Genomic DNA, 19,997 nt, shown 5'->3' on the forward strand with positions numbered 1-19,997 from the left:
TCCTTCAACTGCATGCGCACACTGTCTCCCCGGCTCAACCTGGGCAAGCTGATCCTTGCCCTGGCCCTGCTCAGCGCCGTCATCGCCCTGGCCAATACGCTGCTTGCCAGCTATCGCGTGCAGCGCGACCAGCTGGTGGGCAACACCCTGGAAGCCAACCGCGTGTACGCCACCAAGCTGGCCGAGACCACGCAGAACTTCCTGCTGGCCGCGCAGCAGCAGCTGGCCTATGCCGCCACCCGGCTTGGCGACAGCGACATGGATCCGGCCCAGGCGCAGGATGAGGCCCGTCGCCTGCAGCTGCAGTCCAGCAGCTTCAACTCCTCGCTGGTGGTGGCCAACGACGGGCGGGTGATCGCGACCTCGCCGCAGAGCCTGCAGCTGCAGGGCGAGATCCTGCGCAGCGCTGGCAACAAGGCAGCGTTGGAACGGCGCCAGCCGATGATCAGCGATCCCTACCAGTCGGCCACCGGCAAGCTGCTGATCTCGATCTCGCACCCGGTATTCGACCGCAGCGGCCAGTACCGGGGCTATGTGAGCGGCACCCTGTACCTGCGCCAGCGCAGTGCACTCAACACCCTGCTGGGTACGCACTACTACCGCGATGGTTCCTACCTGTACGTGGTGGACCGCCATGGCCGCCTGATCTATCACAACAACCCCAAGGAAGTGGGCACCTACGCGTTGAACAACCCGGCGGTGAAAGAAGTGATGCGCGGCCAGCGCGGTGCGCAGCAGGTGCGCAACAACCACCAGGTGGCGATGCTGGCCGGTTACGCGCCCGTGCCGGCAACCGGCTGGGGCATCGTCGCGCAGCGCCCGACCGAGGCGACGCTGCAGCCGCTGTCACGCCTGATGTCGGCGGTGATCTGGAATGCCATTCCGCTGGGCGTGCTGTCGCTGCTGATCACCTGGTGGTTCGCCCGCCGCATTTCGCTGCCGCTGTGGCAGCTGGCGCGCAACGTGCAGGACGGCGAAGACACTGGCAATGCGATCAGCCACGTCAATGGCATCCGTGCCTGGTACTTCGAAGTGGCGCAGCTGAAACAGGCCGTGCTGTACAGCTTCAATGCGCTGCAGGACCGGATCGGCACGCTCAACCGCGCCAGCCGTACCGATCCGCTGACCGGCCTGCTCAACCGTCGCGGGCTGCAGCAGGCGCTCGACGCGCTGCAGGCGCAGGGCCTGCCGTTTGCGATCCTGACGCTGGATATCGACCGCTTCAAGTCGATCAACGACAGCCACGGTCACGACGTCGGTGATGCGGCCATCGTGCATATCGCCGAACAGATGCGCCGCCATTCGCGCGAGACCGACGTGCTGTGCCGCGCCGGTGGCGAGGAGTTCCTGGTGCTGTTGCCGGGCGTTGGCATCGAAGCGGCCCGGCAGACCGGCGAGCGCCTGCGCCAGGCCATCGCCGACGAACCGTTTGCTCCGGTGGGCACCATCACCGTGTCACTGGGAGTGGCCCACTTCCCCAGCTTCCATACCGATCCGGAACAGGCACTGCGCTTGGCCGACAAGGCCCTGTACCTGGCCAAGGAACAGGGCCGCAACCGGGTGGTGGTGTACCCGCACGCCGATTGAGCACATCGATTCAAGCGGGATGCGCCGGGGCAGGCCCGGCGCATCCCGCAATGACGCATCAGCCCAGCGGGGTGAGCAGGCGCGGGCCTTCCTGCGCACGACCGACCATGTACACACCGCCTTCGGGCAGCAGATCGCTTCCGGCGACCAGGGTTTCCTCGCCGGTCTTCCACGGTGCCTGCTGGCGCGGGCCGGGAATGTACGCGGTCCAGCGGCCGTAACGCTCACGCGAATCCTGGAAGGCGAAGCGCACCGGCACGCGCACGGTCCAGAAATCGCGATCCTTGTCCTCGCCGGTAGTGGGCGGGTTGAACGTCCAACGCTTGGCGCTATTGACGCTGGCCTTGGCCAGGATATCGCGCAGCTGGTTCATCGCGCGCGCGGTGCCAATCACGGTCAGATTGGTCTGCTCGGCGATCACATCGGCCACCCTGCCATCGCGGCCGACCTTGACCATCAGCATGACCGTGCCCTCTCCCTGCATGGTCACCGCCTGCGGTGGGTAATCCGGTCCCCGCAGTGCATTGCTGGTCACCCTGTCGGTGCCGACCTCACGCTCGCCATCCACCTTGCTGAAATTGGCATCGACCAGGCGGACCCGCATGGTGCCCTCGGCAGCATTGTCGGCCATCAGCCGCAGGCGCACCGCAGTGCGTGCCTGCACGGGCGCGCCATTGACCAGCACCGGGTCAAAACGCCAGCCCTGCACGGCCTTGTCCACGAAATCGGCAATACCCGCGTCGATCTTCTCGCGACGATCGAGCTGGAACCCTTCAACTTGGCCTTCGCGGCCGATGTCGATGACGCCACTAAGGGTCATGCTGGCCTCGGCCTGCCTGCGTACCTCGCGCGCGGTCTGCGCGTCGGCGGTATCGATCAGGGCGGCACCGCCCGACACCGCAAGGGCCAGTGCCAGGAAAAGAGAAGAACGCATCACAGCCACTCCTTGTGCATGAAGATGATGAAGTCTGCCCCCCGGGCAGGGGCCGATGAAACGCGGGGGCGGTTGGCCGGCATCATTGCTCGGCAAGCGGAGTCAACAGACGCAGCCCGCGGGTAGCGCTATCGACCATGTAGACGCCACCGGCCGGCAACAGATCGGTACCGACCTGCGCGGCATCGTCGGTGGTGCGCCACGGGGCCTGCTGGCGGGGGCCGGGAATGTAGGCCTGCCAGCGGCCGTAAGGAGTGGGGGGTTGCTTGCTGCCCTTGTCGTTCAGCGCGAAGGTGACCGGCACGCGCACGGTCCAGAACGCCAGGCCTTTGTCCCCGCCGGAGGTCGGCGGAGTGAACGTCCACTTGCGGGCCTCGCTGATGCTGGCCTTGGCCAGCATGTCACGCATCTTCTGCATCGCGTGCTCGGGTGCCACCACGCCCATGTTCACCTGTTCGGCGATGACGTCGGCAACCGCACCATCACGCTCGACCTTGACCAGCAGCATCACCTCGCCCTGTGCGCCGACGCGGAATGCCGCCTCCGGATAGCGCGGAGGCCTCATCTGGTTTCCGGTCACTGCGTCGGTGGCCTTGTCGTCATACTCGCTGAAATCCACGCTGGTCATGCGCACTTCCGTGCTGCCATCGGCGCCGGGCCTGCCCAGCAGACGTACGCGCAACGGTGCATGTTTCGCCACGGGCTTTCCGTCCACCAGGGTAGGTTCAAACTGCCACCTGCGGATCGTGCCATCCACGAACGCGGCGATGGCCGGTGCGATAGACGCCTTCTGGTCCAGCACAAGGCCACTGACCGCGCCATCTGCAGCGACATCGATGTTGCCGGTCAAGACCATGCTGGCTTCGGCGGTGGCACGCACCGCGCGTGTGCTCTGCGCTGCCGCATCGGTGCTGGGCAGGGCGCCAGCCGAGCCGATCGCAAGCGCGAAGGCGAGAAACAGGGGAGAACGCATCATTGCCGATCCTTGGTGATGAAAGTGCCGAGATTACCCGAGTTTCTCGCCGTCGGCGCGGCCAATCACGCCAACCGCTGCGCAGCCGAATACGGTGGCGTGTCCGGATAATCGCCCGCCGCAAAGCGCGCCTGCAGCCCCTGCCACCAGGCAGGATCGAACAGATGACGATAGTGCTCGCGCACCGCTGCCAGTTCCTGCGCCGGCAAGCCCATGAACGGCCCGAACCGCTCGGGGAAAACATCGCGCGGACCGACATGGAACCAGGGCTCATCGGCCATCGCTTCTTCCGGAGAGCTTGGCTTGGGCCAGGCCCGGAATACGCAGTCGCTGACCAGGCACAACTCGTCGTAGTCGTAGAACACGGCACGGCCGTGGCGCGACACGCCGAAGTTCTTCGGCAGCATGTCACCGGGGAAGATGTTGTTGCGCGCCATGTCGGTGATCGCCTGCGCGTAGTCGAGTACCGCTGCGCGCACGGCCTCCCCAGCCTGTTCGCGCAGATAGAGATTCAATGGCCGGAAGCGACGCTGCACGTAGCACAACGCGATCTCCACCTCGTCGCCATCCACGCGCACGCTCTGCGCGCACTGCTGCAGCAGCTCGTCCAGCAGCACCGGGGCGAAGCGTTCGCGCGGGAAACGCAGATGCCGGTAAGGCTGTGCGTCAAGCAGGCGACCGACACGGTCGAGGTTGAACACCAGGGCGTACTTCTCCTCCACCTGCTGCCGCGACATCGTCTTGGGCCAAGCGAAACGATCGCGGATCAGCTTGAACACCAGCGGGTAGCTGGGCAGGGTGAACACCGCCATGACCATGCCCGGCGTGCCTTCGGCATGCGCCAGACGCTCGTTCGGGTGTTCATTGAAGTGCCGGAAGAACGTCCGGTAGCGCTCGGTCTTGCCCTGTTTGGCGCGTCCGAGCACGGTATAGATCTCGTCGATCGGCTTGCCCAGCAGCAGGCTGCGCAGGAACACCACCGCATCGCCAACCGTACCCAGGTCAGCCTGGAAATAGCTGCGCGACACGCCGAACAGATGGGCCACATCGCGACGCCGGGTCAGCACGGCATCGGCGCGCAGGCCCTGGTCGTCGTTGACCAGCGCGATCACGCACGGCGAGAAACGGTGTTCACCGAACACGCGCCCGACCAGATAGGCGCGGCGCTCGCGGTAGAACACGGTATCTAGCAGCTCGATGCTGCGTACCGGCGTGTCGCCCCAGTGCGCCAGATCGTCCTGCAGGCGCACGGCGATGGCGGCGGCACAGCGCAACTGGTGCGCATACGGAACATCGAAGCGGTAGTCGGCCAGCACCCGTTGCAGTGCCTCTACCGGCCGCGTCGGCGAGACCGCGTAGGTGTGGCGCGCCACCGGATGGGTGATCGCATCGGAGGGCTCGACATCGAAGGCGATGAACTCCACTTCCGGGTCCACACCGCGGATGGCGAACAGCCGCCGCGACAGCGTGTTGTAGAAGGTCTTGTAGAGCTCGGCGTCGATCAGGCCCTGCAGCAGGGCGCTGAAGTGCGCGTGCACCTGCAGCCACAGCGCGCGTTCGCTGATGGCGTGACCGGCCAGCCGCCGCAGCGCATCCATCTGCTCGGCGATGCACTGGTCGTACAGGGCGATGCGCTCCACCGCATCGTGGCGCGCCGCCGCCCAGTCGCGCTGCTGGAAACGCAGCCGGGCACGCGCCGTGATCGCGGCAAAGCGGGCGTGATACTGCTCGAAACCATCGCGGATGGCCTCGGCGATGCGCGGTGCCAGCTCGGTTGCAGTGACAGGATCGGACATGCACGACGTATCCGGGGAAACCGATCTCACCATACGCTGGCGTGGGGTAGCTTGTGTAGCGCCGAGCCACGCTCGGCTGCTGCTGCCTCAGAGAACCAGACAAACGCAACCATTCCTACAGACCCCGGGCGACTGCATTGCCTACTCTTTCAGGCCCATAACGGCATGAGGTGACGCATGCAGCAAATGACCCTGATCCCACGCATGGAGGAAGGCAACGTAATCCCGCAACGGGTACGCGACGGCTACATCAGCGCGACGGCGCTCTGCCAGTCAGTGGGCAAGCGCTGGTCGGACTATCGGTCGCTGAAATCCACCGGTGAGTTCATCGAGGAGCTGACCCTGCAGACCGGCCTCCCGGAGGACCAGCTCATCCATGTGGTGTCCGGGGGCAATGCGGCGATGCAGGGCACCTGGATCCACCCTTACCTGGCCATCAATCTCGGCCAATGGTTGTCGCGAAAATTCGCGGTGAAGGTGTCGCAATGGGTGGTGGAATGGCAGCAGGGCCGGGCGAACGCCGTCATGCCCGCCCACATCGAACGCTACATGCAGAACCGCTCGAAAGTGCCCTACACGCATTTCTCGATGTTGAACGAGCTGACCCTGAACCTGATCGCGCCACTGGAGCAGGCGGGCTATACGCTGCCGCAGGAGCTGGTGCCGGACATCTCCGAGGGCCGGCTGTTCTGCAAGTGGCTGCGCGATCACAAGGGCATCGATCCCAACACCTTCGACAGCTATGAGCACAGCTATCCAGACGGCCGCAACGTGCAGGCAAAGCTCTATCCGAACGAGCTCTACGAAGACTTTCGCCGGCACTTCAACGAGACCTGGCTCCCACTGCATGCGCCCAGATACTTTGCTGCGCGCGACAGGCAGGCGCTGACCTTCGTACGCACGCTTCTGCTGCCTTCGACATGACATCACAGCGGACCGATCCCTGGGCTGCCGTGCAGCACCAGGGATCGGCCCCACCGAGCCGGCTCAGATCGCCAGTTCGGCCTCCACGTCCTGCACCTTGCGCCGCGCCAGGGCGAGGTTGGACTTGGTCCGGTCCAGCACGATGTAGAAGAACAGGCCCTTCTTCTTCGCCACCGGGCGCATGATGTGATACGCCTTGCCGAGCGAGATCAGGATGTCCTCGATGCCATCGTTGAGGTTGAGCGAGGCGGCGGTTTTCATCTTCGCGCGGATCACTTCGGTGTTGCCGGCCGCCGCCACTTCCATGTCCATGCCCGAACCGGCCTCGCCCAGCAGCATGCCGCTTTCGTAGTCGACCAGCGCCACGGCCTGCGCGCCATCGATACCCATCAGTGCAGTCAACGAATCATTCAATCCAGCCACGTTGCACCCCTCTCAATGTTGGTTCGAGCCCCTCGTTCCCCTGCGGCCGGGCTCACGATCCGCTGAGTTCGGCCAGGATCGCCTGGCCACATTCCCTGCTCTGCCACAGCACCTGGCCGATCACGCTGCGCTGGTCGCAGGCCGCCATCAGCAGCAGCGGCGCTCGCCCCTCGGCCTGGATGGCCAGCATCAGTACCTTGCCGCCGGCGGCCTCCAGCATCAGCGTCTGCAGATCGCCCAGCGCCAGTTCGCGCCCCACTGCTGCAGCCAGGGCCAGCATCGCGCTGGTCATCGCCGCCAGGCGTTCGCCACGCCCCTCCGCACCAGCACTGACCAGGGCAAAGCCATCGACGCTGGCCAGCACCACGGTCCGCACCCCTTCCACCCGCTGCTGCAGGTCCTGCAGCAACGGCTGCAGGCGCTCGCGCTGCTGCGCGTCCGGCAACGGCGCGCCTTGTCCATCAGCCATGTGCGGCCACCAGTGCATGCGCTTCCATTTCGCTCATCAGTACGTCCATCAGCAGCAGTCCTTGTTCACGATCACGGGCATCCACCGCCAGCAACGGCAGCGGCTGGCCATCGAGCCGGGCGCGCTCGGCCCAGTCATCCAGTGCCGCTGCCGGCACCTGGTCAAGATGGGTCACCGCCACCACCAGGGCCAATGCCGGACCGAACGGGCGCAGCACCTGCAGGTAGGCGTCCAGCTCGGCGGCCACCCCGGCACGGCGCGCGTCCAGCAGCAACACCGCACCGCGCGCACCCTGCAGCAGGATCGGCCACAGGAAATCAAAGCGCTGCTGGCCAGGCGTGCCATACAGGCGCAGCCTCTCGCCGTTGGGCAGGTCGATATCGGCGTAGTCCAGCGCCACCGTGGTCGAAGCCTTGTCGGCACCCGCGCGGTCGCTGTTGGCTACGTCGGTGTCGACCACCGCACCGGCGGCGATGCTGCGTACCAATGTCGACTTGCCGCTGCCCATGCCACCGAGCACCACCACCTTGTGCTCACGCATCGCGGTCACTCCCGCGCAGCGTGCGCCACAGGCGTGCGAGCAGGCCGTTGTCAGCAGTGTTGGCACGCGCACCCGCCAGCGGTACTGCAGGTGCGACCTGCAGCTGCGCATAGCCGCACAGGTAGGCGGCGTGGATGAAATCGCGCACGGCGGCGGCGGGAAGATCCAGCAGCATCGCGCATTCGTCCACCGTGCAGGCACGCTTGAGCAGCAGCGAACATAGACGGAAGCCATCGTGATCGTGGCCGAGCACGCGGAAGTCCGGCCAGCGCAGCAGCTTCACCGACGCCCCGCGCAGGCGCTCATCCAACGCCTGCCAGTGACGGCTGCGCTGCGCCCATTGCCACAGCAACGGACGCAACGGCAGTCGCGTGCGGTCACCCGCCAGTGCCTGCAGCTGCGCTGGCAGCAGCGCATCCAGATAAAGATGCTCGAAGCCGTGTGCCAGCCGCTCCACCAGCACCGTAGCCGGCTCGTGCAGCAGCACCGCCTGGTCCTGCTCCAGATCCAGCAGCAGCAGCGGCTCTGCGCCCTCGCCCAGCAGCGCCTGGCCCTGCCGCGATGGCAGCCGCTCGCGCAGCAGGCGGGTGATCGCATGCGCGCCGTCAGCCAAGCGGATCGGTGTCGCGTCGGTGCCGGTCTGCATGCCGCGCAGCGCCCGTCCTATCGCGCCATCATCCAGTACGTCCTGGCCGCCATCGCCCTCGCGCAACTGGCCGCCGAGGTCCTCGATCCAGCAGTGCAGCCGCGGGCGCTGCTGGCGCATGCGCAGTGCCGCGTTGCGCAGCGCTGGCGTATCGCGGATCACCAGCAGATCGCAGTCGTCCAGGTCCTGGCTGCGGCGGATCTGCCCGTCCGGCAGCGCCGAGGCCAGCCGCAGCCTCTGCAGCAGGGCCTGTTCGCCCTGGATGTCGGTTCCCACTACGAGCACGCGTGCCATCCGTGTTCCCCGTGCGACCACCTCCCCGGCGGTCTCGCATCGCCAAGGCTAGGCCATGGCTTGCCGCCATCGTCGTGATCGACTGCTCATATTGGTGGCAGTGGTGAACATGCATGCATCCGTTCTGCGACGGCCATCGCGGGCAAGTTTCATGCCGTGTTGACGGCGTTCCGACAGATGACGGATTTCACGGTTCCGGGCCCGAGTACATCCACGCCATGGGTGGGGTCAGATCCCTCTGCGGTACAGAGGGATCTGACCCCAGGCCCGCAAAAAAGAAACCCGCGCCGGAGCGCGGGTTTCTTTCCAGGTCTCAACCGGGCGGCGATGAATCAGCCGCGCAGCTGCTCCAGCGCGGCATTGAAGGTCGCGCTCGGACGCATCGCGGCAGCGGCCTTGGCCACATCCGGACGGTAGTAGCCGCCGATGTCCACGGCCTTGCCCTGCACCGCGATCAGCTCGTCAACGATCTTCTGCTCGTTGTCGGCCAGCGCCTTGGCCAGCGGAGCAAAGCGTGCCTGCAGTGCGGCAACTTCGTTCTGCGCTGCCAGGGCCTGCGCCCAGTACAGGGCGATGTAGAAGTGGCTGCCACGGTTGTCGATGCCACCGAGCTTGCGCGAAGGCGACTTGTCGTTGTCCAGGAACTGGCCGTTGGCCTCGTCCAGTGCCTTGGCCAGCACGCGGGCGGCAGCGTTGTCGTAGCGGTTGCCCAGATGCTCCAGCGACGCGGCCAGGGCCAGGAACTCACCCAGCGAATCCCAGCGCAGGTAATCCTCTTCGACGAACTGCTGCACGTGCTTCGGTGCCGAACCGCCAGCACCGGTCTCGAACAGGCCGCCACCGGCCATCAGCGGCACGATCGACAGCATCTTGGCGCTGGTGCCCAGCTCCATGATCGGGAACAGATCGGTGAGGTAATCGCGCAGCACGTTGCCGGTCACCGAAATGGTGTCCTCGCCCTTGCGGATGCGGGCCAGCGAGAAGGTGGTCGCTTCCACCGGCGGCAGGATGCGGATATCCAGGCCGGTGGTGTCGTGGTCCTTCAGGTACGTCTCGACCTTGGCGATGACCTGCGCGTCGTGGGCGCGGGCGGCGTCCAGCCAGAACACGGCCGGGGTGCTGCTCAGGCGCGCGCGTTCGACGGCCAGCTTGACCCAGTCCTGGATCGGCGCGTCCTTGGTCTGGCACATGCGCCAGATGTCACCGGCTTCCACGGCGTGTTCGAACACCACGTTGCCGGCCTCGTCGGTGACCTTGACCACGCCGTCGGCAGCGATCTGGAAGGTCTTGTCGTGCGAGCCGTACTCTTCAGCCTTCTGCGCCATCAGGCCGACGTTGGGCACCGAACCCATGGTGGCCGGGTTGAAGGCACCGTTGCTGCGGCAGTCGTCGATGACGGCCTGGTACACGCCGGCGTAGCAGCGGTCAGGAATGACGGCCTTGGTGTCCTGCAGCTTGCCTTCGGCATTCCACATCTTGCCGGAGTCGCGGATCATCGCCGGCATCGAGGCGTCGACGATCACGTCGCTCGGCACGTGCAGGTTGGTGATGCCCTTGTCCGAGTTGACCATGGCCAGGCCCGGACGCTGCGCGTACTCGGCCTGCAGGTCGGCTTCGATGGCGGCACGGGTGGCTTCGGGCAGCGACGGCAGGCGCGCGACCAGGTCGCCGATGCCGTTGTTGGCATCGAAACCGGCCTGCTTGAGCGTGTCGGCGTGCTTGGCGAGCACGTCCTTGTAGAACTCGTTGACGACCACGCCGAACATGATCGGGTCGGAGACCTTCATCATGGTCGCCTTCAGGTGCAGCGAGAACAGCACGCCCTGCGACTTGGCGTCTTCGATCTGCGCATCGATGAAGGCGGCCAGCGCCTTGCGGCTCATCACTGCCGCGTCGACGATCTCACCGGCCTTGACCGCGGTCTTCTCCTTCAGCACGACGGTGCTGCCGTCCTTGCCGTGCAGGGTGATCTTCAGCGCGCCGGCGTTGGCCAGGGTGGCCGACTTCTCGCTGCCGTAGAAATCACCCGCGTCCATGTGCGCAACGTGCGACTTCGAATCGGACGCCCAGGCGCCCATGCGGTGCGGGTGCTTGCGGGCGTAGTTCTTCACCGACAGCGGCGCGCGCCGGTCGGAATTGCCCTCGCGCAGCACCGGATTGACTGCGCTGCCCTTGACCTTGTCGTAGCGCGCCTTGTAGTCGCGCTGCTGGTCGTCGGCCGGGGTTTCCGGGTAATCCGGCAGCGGATAGCCCTGGTCCTGCAGTTCCTTGATGGCAGCCTTCAGCTGCGGCACCGAGGCGGAGATGTTCGGCAGCTTGATGATGTTGGCGTCGGGGGTGGTCGCCAGCTGGCCCAGCTCGGCCAGGTCATCGTTGACCTTCTGCGCATCGCTCAGCAGTTCCGGGAACAGCGACAGGATGCGGCCGGACAACGAGATGTCACGGGTTTCCACTGCGATGCCCGCGGTGGAGGTATAGGCGTCGACGATCGGCAGCAGCGACTGGGTGGCCAGGAACGGTGCTTCGTCGGTCAGCGTGTAGAGGATCTTGGACATGGGGGACTTGGACTCTGTAGCAGTGCTCAGGGGAAGGCCGGCGCCAGCGCCGGGCCACGTGCAACCGTGTCACTTTCCCCGCCGCCGTCAGGGTGGGCGCGCGCCGGGGAAACCCCTGCATTGTCGCGTTTTCAGCCGCGCGGGGCAAAGCCGTGCCATACGCGGCGGTACTGCACGCCGGCAACGCTGTGATCCATCCACGCATGGCGTGGGTCTGCGGAAACATCCCCGCGCGAGGATCCGCCAGGCGTCTGCATCTGTAGATCCACGCCATGCGTGGATGAGGCGTTCCCGCAAAACCGCCAACAAAAAAGGACGCAGCCTCGCGGCTGCGTCCATCGTGAGTCCAACCGGGAGAGAGTCGGCGGGACTTACTTGACCTCGAACTCCTGCGGCGTTCCGGCCGCCTTACCATCAACCATGACTTCGGCGCGGTACTTGCCGGCCGGCCAGCCATTGGCATTCTTGAAGGTGATGTTGGTGGTCTCTGCACCGCTGGTGTTCAGGGTTGCGTTCTGCTCACCGGCCACCTGGCCATCCTGGAAGGTCAGCTTGGCGCCGACGGTGACATTGTTGGCCGCGCCATCGGTCTTCACCGAGACGATGACATCGTCCTTCGGCGCGAACAGGGCGGCCGTGGTGACCGACTTGTCAGCTGCGGCGGTCTTGCCGACAGTGACCGCCGATACCGCTACGGCCGATGCAGCCATCGGCGGCGGCGCGCCGGTCATCGGCGCGGGCGCTTCGGCCGGCGTGGTTGCCGCCGGAGCCGCGTTGTTGTCTGCGGTTTCTTCCTTCTTCTTGCAGCCCACCAGGGCGACGCTGCCCAGCAGCGCGGCCAGCAGGGCATTCTGAAGCGGGGTCGTCTTGATCATTCGGGGTTCCTCCAAGGATTGTTCGGACGGCGATTGGATCGCCGGTATTACTTCGGCGGCAGTTTCAGGGTCTGGCCCGGGAAGATCTTGTCCGGGTCGTCGAGCACATCGCGGTTGGCTTCGAAGATCTTCTTCCAGGCGTTGGCATCGCCCAGGTGCTGCTTGGCGATCTTCGACAGCGAATCACCCTTCTGCACGGTGTAGGTGCCACCGCTGACCACCTCGGCGGTACTGTCCACCGAAGCACTGACGCCGGAAAAGTCCGCCTTGGGGACCTGCTGGGCGGTACTGTCGACGCTGCCACTGACGCCGGAGAAATCGGCTTTCTTCTCGGTACTCATCCACACACTCCCGTCTGTATGACTACATGGCTGGCACGGTGTCATAGAGGTTGTTAAATGGGGATGGTGCCGATGTGAAGCCGCCCCCCGGGGCGGCTGAACAATCGGGGCCCAACCGGTAGCGCCGGGCCATGGCGGGCGGCTCTGCATATGGCCGCTGCGCTCGCCGGGCATGGCCCGGCGCTATCTGTAACCGCCTGCGGCGGTTACTGCCGCAGTTCGCGGTAGGTCGCGGCCGGGGCGGCAATGCCAGGGCTGGCGCGCCACGGGTTGATGTCCAGGCCACCGCGACGGGTATAGCGGGCTTCGACTTCCAGCCACTGCGGCCGGCAGCGCGCAGACACTTCACTGAAGATGCGCTCGACGCACTGCTCATGGAACTCGGCGTGCTCGCGGTAGCTGACCAGGTAGCGCAGCAGGCCGGCACGATCGATCTGCGGGCCGCGGTAGCGCAGGCTGACAGTGGCCCAGTCCGGCTGCCCGGTGACCGGGCAGTTGGACTTCAGCAGGGCCGAGACCAGGGTCTCCTCCACCAGCGCATCGGCGTTGGCCGACAGGTAGTCCGCCTGCGGCGGGCCATAGCAGTCGATGTCCACCTCAAGGCCGTCGATCGACTCGCCCAGCGGTGATTCGCGCAACGCCGGCAGGCCGAACGTGACCTGGACCGGGGCGCCGGCGCAGGCCGACAGGTCGGCGACGAGGCGCTCGCGCAGGGCTTCGGCACTGTCGATGCGGGTGCTGTTGAGGGAGTTCAGGTACAGCTTGAACGACTTCGATTCGATCAACCGCGGCGAGGTGCACGGCACCTGCACGGTGGCGACGGCGACCTGCGGTTTGCCACGCGGGTCAAGCCAGCTCAGCTCGAAGGCGTGCCAGCGGTCATGGCCGACGAAGGGCAGCGCGGCCTCGTCCAGACCGATCTCGGCGCGGGCGCCGACGCGCGGGATGGGAAACAGCAGGCCGGGATCGTACTGCGACGGGTAACTGACCTCGCGACCGAGGCTGGAATCCTGTGGGGTGTTCATGGTGCTTATTGTATCGCGCGCAGAGCGGGCCTTCGGCCGGGTCGGCCAACGGCGGAGCCCCTCCGTGGTGGGGTTGGTTGGTCGGCAGAGCGGTCTATCGGCTTGGCCGGGAGGGTGGGTTGGCTGGGGGACGCCGTGAATACGTCCTTGTAGGCTCGGACGCGCCATCCATGGCGCTTACGCCCCCAGCCAACCCACCCTCCCGGCCACGGTCAATTTCCCGCGCCACCACGGGAAAGATCAGGAAAATCAAAATCAAAAACCGATGCTTCAGACGTTCATGATGTCCGCCGTGTCGACCAAGGTCGACACCTACCAAAGCAGGATGTCGTTCCGACAGCTGCGGGAAGCTGTCGAAGGCGGGGTGGGTCCGGTTGCGGGGGTGTCCGCGGCATGGATGCCGCGGCCAAGCCCCCATGGACGGGTTTACGGCGTCCCCCGCAACCGGACCCACCCTGCCATCCCACGGATAGCCAGCTTCTGCTGTTGCTGTTGCCGGCCAGCGGCCGGCACTACCGCTTCGGCGGGTGCAGGGCGCAGCCCTGCCCGAAACCCTCAACCCGCCGGGGTGCCCGCACCATGCAGGTAATCCAGGCTCACCTGCAGCAGCGCACGGAATCCGACATCCAGCGCCTTCTCATCCAGCAGGAACTTCGGCGAATGGTTGGCCGGCGCCGTCGCCGGGTCGATGCCCACGCTGGTGGAACCGACGAAGAAGAACATGCCCGGCACTTCCTTGGCGTACAGCGAGAAATCCTCCGCGCCCATCTGCAGCGGCGGCTCGTACACGTTGTCCTTGCCCACCACCGCCTGCAGGCTCGGCAGCATCTTCGCGGTCAGCGCCGGGTCGTTCACCGTGGCCGGGTTGCCTTCCGATTCGTAGATGTCGGTCACCGCCTTGGCCCCATGCGCGGCAGCGGTGTGGTCGGCCACGTTGCGCAGATCGGCGAAGATCTGCTGGCGCATGCCTTCGTCGAAGGTGCGGATGGTGCCGACCATCTCCACTTCATCGGGAATGATGTTGTAGCGGATGCCGCCGTTGATCGCGCCGAAGGTCAGCACCGCCGGCTGCTTGGACAGGTTGGCGCGGCGGCTGACGATGGTCTGTGCGGTGCCGATCAGATCAGCAGTGGCCACGATCGGATCCACGCCGTTCCACGGTGCCGAGCCATGGGTCTGGCGGCCGATCACCTTGATGCCGAAACGATCGGACGCGGCCATCAGCGGGCCACCGCGCACCGCGATCTGCCCTGCCTGCACGCTGGAGAACACATGCAGGCCGAACACCGCCTCGGGCTTGAAGTCGGCAAACAGGCCTTCCTTCAGCATCAGCGCCGCACCGCCCTCTTCCGGCGGCGGCGCACCTTCTTCGGACGGCTGGAAGATCAGCATCACCTGGCCCGGCAGGTCCTTCTTCATCGCCACCAGCGCTTCGGCCACGCCCAGCAGGGTGGCAGTGTGCGCGTCATGGCCACAGGCATGCATCACGCCTACGGTCTGCCCGCGGTACTGCGCGGTGGCCTTGGAAGCGAACGGCAGGCCGGTCTGCTCGGTCACCGGCAGTGCGTCCATGTCCGCGCGCAGGGCGATCTTCGGGCCCGGCTTGCCGCCTTCGATGATCGCCACCACGCCGTGGTGGGCAATGCCGGTCTTCGGCTTCAGGCCCATCGCTCGCAGGCGCTTGGCGACCTCGGCGGAGGTGCGTTCCTCGCGATTGGACAGTTCCGGGTGCTGATGGAAATCGCGCCGCCATTCCACCACCTTGGCCTGCAGGCGCTGTGCGGCAGCGGTCACTTCCGGGCGCTGCGCGTCCTCGGCGTGGGCAAGGGCCGGCAGGGCCAGCAGCAGGGCGGACAGCAGCAACGAACGGCGCATCTCGATCTCCACGGAAGGGGTCTGCACCTGAATGTAGGGCAACCTTGCCGTTACGGGAACCTCCAGCGTCGTCCATCTGTCTGAGCGCCCGTCCCATCCGTCATGCAGGAAACCCGGTGGGCCACAGGTATGCTTTGCGCATTGCCACCCGGGGTGCCACCCCGTCCAGCCCTCTTGGAGTCTTGAATGTCACGTGTTTGGAAGATCGTGCTGCTGGTCGTGGCGGTGCTGGTGCTGGCCGTGGTCGGCCTGCGCGTACTCGGTGGCGGCAAGGACAAGGCTGCCGGGCAGCAGGCAGGCGCCGGCCAGGGGGGCGAAGATCCCGATGCCGGCCCGGTGCCGGTGACCGTGGTCGATGCCGCGCGCCAGGACGTGCCGGTGTATGCCAGCGCACTGGGCACGGTGACCGCGATGAACACCGTGACAGTCAGCCCGCAGGTGGGCGGCCAGCTGATGAGCCTCAATTTCCGCGAAGGCCAGGAAGTGAAGAAGGGCGACGTGCTGGCGGTGATCGACCCGCGCACCGCCCAGGCCAGCTATGACCAGGCCGTTGCATCCAAGCGCCAGAACGAAGCCCTGCTGGCCACCGCACGCTCGAACTACCAGCGCTCGAACGCGCCGGAGTACCGCCAGTTCGTGGCCAAGACCGATCTGGATACACAACGAAACCAGGTGGCACAGTACGAAAGCGCGGTCGCCGCCAATGAAGCCAGCATGCGTTCGGCGCAGGTGCAGCTGCAGTACACCCGGGTCACCGCGCCGATCACCGGTATCGCCGGCATCCGCGCGGTCGACGCCGGCAACGTGGTCAACGCCGGTACCGCACTGGTCACCCTGACCCAGATCCATCCGATCCACGTGCTGTTCAACCTGCCCGAACGCCAGCTCGGCGACGTGCGCCAGGCGCAGGCCGCCGGCAGCGTGCCGGTCGCAGCGCTGGACCGCGCCGATTCGCACGTGCTCAGCGGCGACGGCAAGCTGGACGTGGTCGACAACCTGATCAGCGCCGACAGCGGAACCTTCAAGGCACGCGCGGTGTTCGACAACACCGACAACGGCCTGTGGCCGGGCCAGTTCGTCAATGTGCGCATGCAGCTGCGCACCATCGGCGGCGGCGTGGTGATCCCGACCCAGGCAGTGCTGCGTGGCCCGGATGGCGAGTACGTCTACGTCGTGCAGGGCGACAACACGGTGAAGATGCAGACCGTGCGCAGTGGCGTGGAAGTGGGCGACAGCCAGGTGCAGATCGCCGAAGGCCTGAAGGGCGGCGAGCGCGTGGTCAGCGAAGGCCAGTTCCGCCTGAAGCCGGGCAGCAAGGTGACCGCGCTGAAGCCGGGTGAGACCCCGGCCGCACCGACCGAGGCCGAACTGAAGGCCGCCGAACAGAAGAGTGGCGGCGGCCGCCGCGGTGGTGGCCCGCGCTGAGCGCAGGCCCCTGCTCTTCCCCGCGCCGGCGATCCCGCCGGCGCTGCCATTGAAGTGCCAGCAAGGATCAGTCCGTGGGCTTTTCGACGATCTTCATCCGCCGCCCGATTGCCACCTCGCTGTTGATGGCGGGCTTGTTGCTGCTGGGCATCCTCGGTTACCGCAAGCTGCCGGTGTCGGCGCTGCCGGAAATCGATGCGCCCAGCCTGGTGGTGACCACGCAGTACCCCGGTGCCAACGCCACCACCATGGCCTCGCTGGTGACCACGCCGCTGGAGCGCCAGTTCGGGCAGATCTCCGGGCTGGAACTGATGACCTCCGATTCCTCGGCGGGGTTGTCGACGATCATCCTGCAGTTCTCGATGGACCGCGACATCGACATCGCCGCACAGGACGTGCAGGCGGCGATCCGCCAGGCCACCCTGCCCTCGTCGCTGCCGTACCAGCCGGTCTACAACCGGGTGAACCCGGCCGACGCGGCCATCGTCACCCTCAAGCTGACCTCCGATACGCGGCCGCTGCGCGACGTCAACAACTACGCTGACTCGATCCTCGCCCAGCGCCTGTCGCAGGTGCAGGGCGTGGGCCTGGTGTCGATCGCCGGCAACGTGCGTCCGGCCGTGCGCATCCAGGTCAATCCGGCGCAGCTGTCCAACATGGGCTTGACCCTGGAAGAGCTGCGCAGCGCGCTCACCCAGGCCAACGTCAATGCGCCGAAGGGCTCGCTGAACGGCAAGACCCAGTCCTACAGCATCGGCACCAACGACCAGCTGGCCAGCGCCGCCGAGTACCGCGACACCATCATCAGCTACAAGAACGGCCGCCCGGTGCGTCTGTCCGACGTGGCCGAAGTGATTGATGGCGTGGAGAACGATCAGCTGGCGGCATGGGCCGACGGCAAGCCGGCCGTGCTGCTGGAAGTGCGCCGGCAGCCGGGCGCCAACATCGTGCAGACCGTCGAGCGCATCCGCGCGCTGCTGCCGCAGCTGCAGGGCGTACTGCCGGCCGACGTGCACCTGGAGGTGTTCTCCGACCGTACCGAAACCATCCGCGCCTCGGTGCATGAAGTGCAGTTCACCCTGATCCTGACGATCGGCCTGGTGGTGGCAGTGATCTTCGTGTTCCTGCGCCGGTTCTGGGCCACCATCATTCCCTCGGTGGCAGTGCCGTTGTCGCTGGCCGGCACCTTCGCGGTGATGGCCTTCACCGGCATGTCGCTGGACAACCTCTCGCTGATGGCGCTGGTGGTGGCCACCGGCTTCGTTGTCGACGATGCGATCGTGATGATCGAGAACATCGTGCGCTACATCGAACAAGGCAAGAGCGGCAAGGAGGCGGCCGAGATCGGTGCGCGCCAGATCGGCTTCACCGTGCTGTCGCTGACGGTTTCACTGGTGGCGGTGTTCCTGCCGCTGCTGCTGATGCCCGGCGTCACCGGCCGCCTGTTCCACGAGTTCGCCTGGGTGCTGAGCATCGCCGTGGTGCTGTCGATGCTGATCTCGCTGACGCTCACCCCGATGATGTGCGCCTACCTGCTCAAGCCCGATGCGCTGCCCGAGGGCGAAGACGCGCACGAACGTGCGGCCGCGGCCGGCAAGCAGAACCTGTGGACGCGCACCGTCGGCCTGTATGAGCGCAGCCTGGACTGGGTGCTGGAACACCAGCCGCTCACCCTGGCCGTGGCCGCGGCCGCGCTGGTACTGACCGTGCTGCTGTACGTGCTGATTCCCAAGGGCCTGCTGCCCGAGCAGGACACCGGCCTGATCACCGCCGTGGTCCAGGCCGACCAGAACATCGCCTTCCCGCAGATGGAGCAACGCACCCAGCAGGTGGCCGAAGCGCTGCGCAGGGATCCGGACGTGACCGGCGTATCGGCCTTCATCGGTGCTGGCAGCATGAACCCCACGCTCAACCAGGGCCAGCTGTCGATCGTCCTGAAAGAGCGCGGCGAACGTGATGGGCTGGAAGACATCCTGCCGCGCCTGCAGAAATCCGTCGCCGGCATTCCCGGCGTGGCGCTGTACCTGAAGCCGGTACAGGACGTGACCCTGGACACCCGCGTGGCCGCCACCGAGTACCAGTACTCGCTGTCGGACGTGGACAGCGCGGAAGTCGCGCTGCAGGGCAACCGCCTGACCCAGGCGCTGCGCCAGCGCCCGGAACTGGCCGACGTCGACAACAACCTGTCCAACCAGGGCCGCGCACTGGAACTGAACATCGACCGCGACAAGGCCAGCGTGCTGGGCGTGCCGATGCAGACCATCGACGACACCCTCTACGATGCGTTCGGCCAGCGCCAGATCTCGACCATCTTCACCGAGCTCAACCAGTACCGGGTGGTGCTGGAAGTGGCGCCGCAGTTCCGCACCAGCACCGCGCTGATGGAACAGCTGGCGGTCGCCTCCAACGGCGCCGGCGCCCTCACCGGCACCAACGCGACCAGCTTCGGCCAGGTCACCTCGTCCAACTCGTCGACCGCCACCGGTATCGGTGCACAGAACACCGGCATCACCGTCGGTGCGGGCGGCATCATCCCGTTGTCGGCGCTGGCCGAGGCGAAGGTCTCCAGCGCGCCGCTGCTGGTCAGCCACCAGCAGCAGCTTCCTGCGGTGACGGTTTCCTTCAACGTCGCGGCGGGCTATTCGCTGTCCGATGCGGTCAAGGCCATCGAAGAGACCAAGGCCAGCCTGGACATGCCGGCGCACGTGCATGCGCAGTTCATCGGCAAGGCCGCCGAATTCACCGGCAGCCAGACCGACGTGGTGTGGCTGCTGCTGGCCTCGCTGGTGGTGATCTACATCGTGCTGGGCGTGCTGTACGAGAGCTACATCCACCCGATCACGATCATCTCGACCCTGCCGCCGGCCGGCGTCGGTGCGCTGCTGGCATTGATGGTCTGTGGCCTGAGCCTGTCGGTGGACGGCATCGTCGGCATCGTGCTGCTGATCGGCATCGTCAAGAAGAACGGCATCATGATGGTCGACTTCGCCATCGAGGCGCGGCGCACCGGCGCCAACGCGCGCGAAGCCATCCGCCGCGCCTGCCTGCTGCGCTTCCGCCCGATCATGATGACCACCGCTGCAGCCATGCTTGGCGCGTTGCCGCTGGCGCTGGGCACCGGCATCGGCTCGGAACTGCGTCGGCCGCTGGGCATCGCCATCGTCGGCGGCCTGCTGCTGTCGCAGCTGGTAACCCTGTACACCACGCCGGTGATCTACCTGTACATGGAACGCTTCTCGGAATGGCTCGCCCGTCGCCGTGAACAGCGTGCGCTGCGCGATGGCACGGTGCAGGAGCCGCAGGCATGACCCTGG

Annotated in this window: 16 protein-coding genes; 4 read left to right on the plus strand and 12 right to left on the minus strand. The window is 66.4% G+C overall.

The genetic code is table 11. The annotated features are described in order from the left end of the window. The first annotated feature begins 12 nt into the window (after positions 1-12). Positions 13-1,587 carry a sensor domain-containing diguanylate cyclase gene (locus tag M2299_RS11935; protein WP_280884405.1) on the plus strand — a complete coding sequence of 525 codons (1,575 nt, stop codon included), beginning with the start codon at positions 13-15 and terminating at the stop codon, positions 1,585-1,587. A 58-nt stretch (positions 1,588-1,645) separates the two neighbouring features. On the opposite strand, the gene M2299_RS11940 is transcribed toward M2299_RS11935, so the two are convergent. The 3 genes from M2299_RS11940 to aceK all read right to left on the minus strand — a co-directional run bounded on the left by M2299_RS11940 (position 1,646) and on the right by aceK (position 5,290). After that, positions 1,646-2,521, minus strand: a complete 876-nt coding sequence (locus M2299_RS11940) for an energy transducer TonB (protein WP_345782460.1) — start codon at positions 2,519-2,521, stop codon at positions 1,646-1,648. 82 nt (positions 2,522-2,603) lie between these two features. Next, entirely contained in the window at positions 2,604-3,497 is an 894-nt protein-coding gene (locus tag M2299_RS11945; protein WP_100436995.1) for a TonB-dependent receptor, read from the minus strand. Between the two features lie 62 nt (positions 3,498-3,559). Further along, positions 3,560-5,290, minus strand: coding sequence for a bifunctional isocitrate dehydrogenase kinase/phosphatase (gene aceK, locus M2299_RS11950; protein WP_280884407.1), 1,731 nt, complete (start codon positions 5,288-5,290; stop codon positions 3,560-3,562). A 177-nt stretch (positions 5,291-5,467) separates the two neighbouring features. On the opposite strand from aceK, the gene M2299_RS11955 reads away from it, so the two are divergent. Continuing rightward, entirely contained in the window at positions 5,468-6,214 is a 747-nt protein-coding gene (locus M2299_RS11955) for a KilA-N domain-containing protein (protein WP_280884408.1), read from the plus strand. Positions 6,215-6,277: 63 nt separating this feature from the next. On the opposite strand, the gene M2299_RS11960 is transcribed toward M2299_RS11955, so the two are convergent. From M2299_RS11960 to M2299_RS12000, 9 genes are all read right to left on the minus strand, one after another. Continuing rightward, complete coding sequence (locus M2299_RS11960; protein ID WP_025878601.1) at positions 6,278-6,637, minus strand: hypothetical protein; 360 nt, start codon at positions 6,635-6,637, stop codon at positions 6,278-6,280. Between the two features lie 52 nt (positions 6,638-6,689). Next, positions 6,690-7,106 carry a roadblock/LC7 domain-containing protein gene (locus M2299_RS11965; protein WP_032976421.1) on the minus strand — a complete coding sequence of 139 codons (417 nt, stop codon included), beginning with the start codon at positions 7,104-7,106 and terminating at the stop codon, positions 6,690-6,692. Then, complete coding sequence (locus tag M2299_RS11970) at positions 7,099-7,647, minus strand: ATP/GTP-binding protein (protein WP_025878599.1); 549 nt, start codon at positions 7,645-7,647, stop codon at positions 7,099-7,101. The genes M2299_RS11965 and M2299_RS11970 overlap by 8 nt, the downstream gene beginning before the upstream one ends. After that, on the minus strand, positions 7,640-8,587 hold the full coding sequence (locus M2299_RS11975) for a hypothetical protein (protein WP_140228513.1): 948 nt from the start codon (positions 8,585-8,587) through the stop codon (positions 7,640-7,642). The genes M2299_RS11970 and M2299_RS11975 overlap by 8 nt, the downstream gene beginning before the upstream one ends. 332 nt (positions 8,588-8,919) lie before the next feature. Continuing rightward, the gene (locus M2299_RS11980) at positions 8,920-11,142 is read right to left on the minus strand and encodes an NADP-dependent isocitrate dehydrogenase (RefSeq protein WP_280884409.1); all 2,223 of its coding nucleotides are present in this window, start codon (positions 11,140-11,142) and stop codon (positions 8,920-8,922) included. Positions 11,143-11,513: 371 nt separating this feature from the next. Beyond that, a complete protein-coding gene (locus M2299_RS11985; RefSeq protein WP_025878596.1) occupies positions 11,514-12,017 on the minus strand; it encodes a hypothetical protein in 504 nt (167 codons plus the stop codon). Positions 12,018-12,064: 47 nt separating this feature from the next. Beyond that, a complete protein-coding gene (locus tag M2299_RS11990; RefSeq protein WP_025878595.1) occupies positions 12,065-12,358 on the minus strand; it encodes a LysM peptidoglycan-binding domain-containing protein in 294 nt (97 codons plus the stop codon). Positions 12,359-12,564: 206 nt separating this feature from the next. Then, complete coding sequence (queF, locus tag M2299_RS11995; RefSeq protein WP_032976417.1) at positions 12,565-13,383, minus strand: NADPH-dependent 7-cyano-7-deazaguanine reductase QueF; 819 nt, start codon at positions 13,381-13,383, stop codon at positions 12,565-12,567. 555 nt (positions 13,384-13,938) lie between these two features. Further along, a complete protein-coding gene (locus M2299_RS12000) occupies positions 13,939-15,258 on the minus strand; it encodes a M20 family metallopeptidase (RefSeq protein ID WP_025874644.1) in 1,320 nt (439 codons plus the stop codon). A 186-nt stretch (positions 15,259-15,444) separates the two neighbouring features. Here M2299_RS12000 and M2299_RS12005 point away from each other — a divergent pair, with 186 nt between their 5' ends. After that, positions 15,445-16,683 (plus strand): efflux RND transporter periplasmic adaptor subunit, encoded by a 1,239-nt coding sequence (locus M2299_RS12005; protein ID WP_032976663.1) that lies wholly within the window; start codon positions 15,445-15,447, stop codon positions 16,681-16,683. Positions 16,684-16,757: 74 nt separating this feature from the next. Continuing rightward, positions 16,758-19,991 carry an efflux RND transporter permease subunit gene (locus M2299_RS12010; RefSeq protein ID WP_280884410.1) on the plus strand — a complete coding sequence of 1,078 codons (3,234 nt, stop codon included), beginning with the start codon at positions 16,758-16,760 and terminating at the stop codon, positions 19,989-19,991. Positions 19,992-19,997 lie beyond the last annotated feature (6 nt).

It is taken from the genome of Stenotrophomonas sp. 1278, assembly GCF_029892765.1.
GTDB classification, from domain to species: Bacteria; Pseudomonadota; Gammaproteobacteria; order Xanthomonadales; family Xanthomonadaceae; genus Stenotrophomonas; species Stenotrophomonas indicatrix.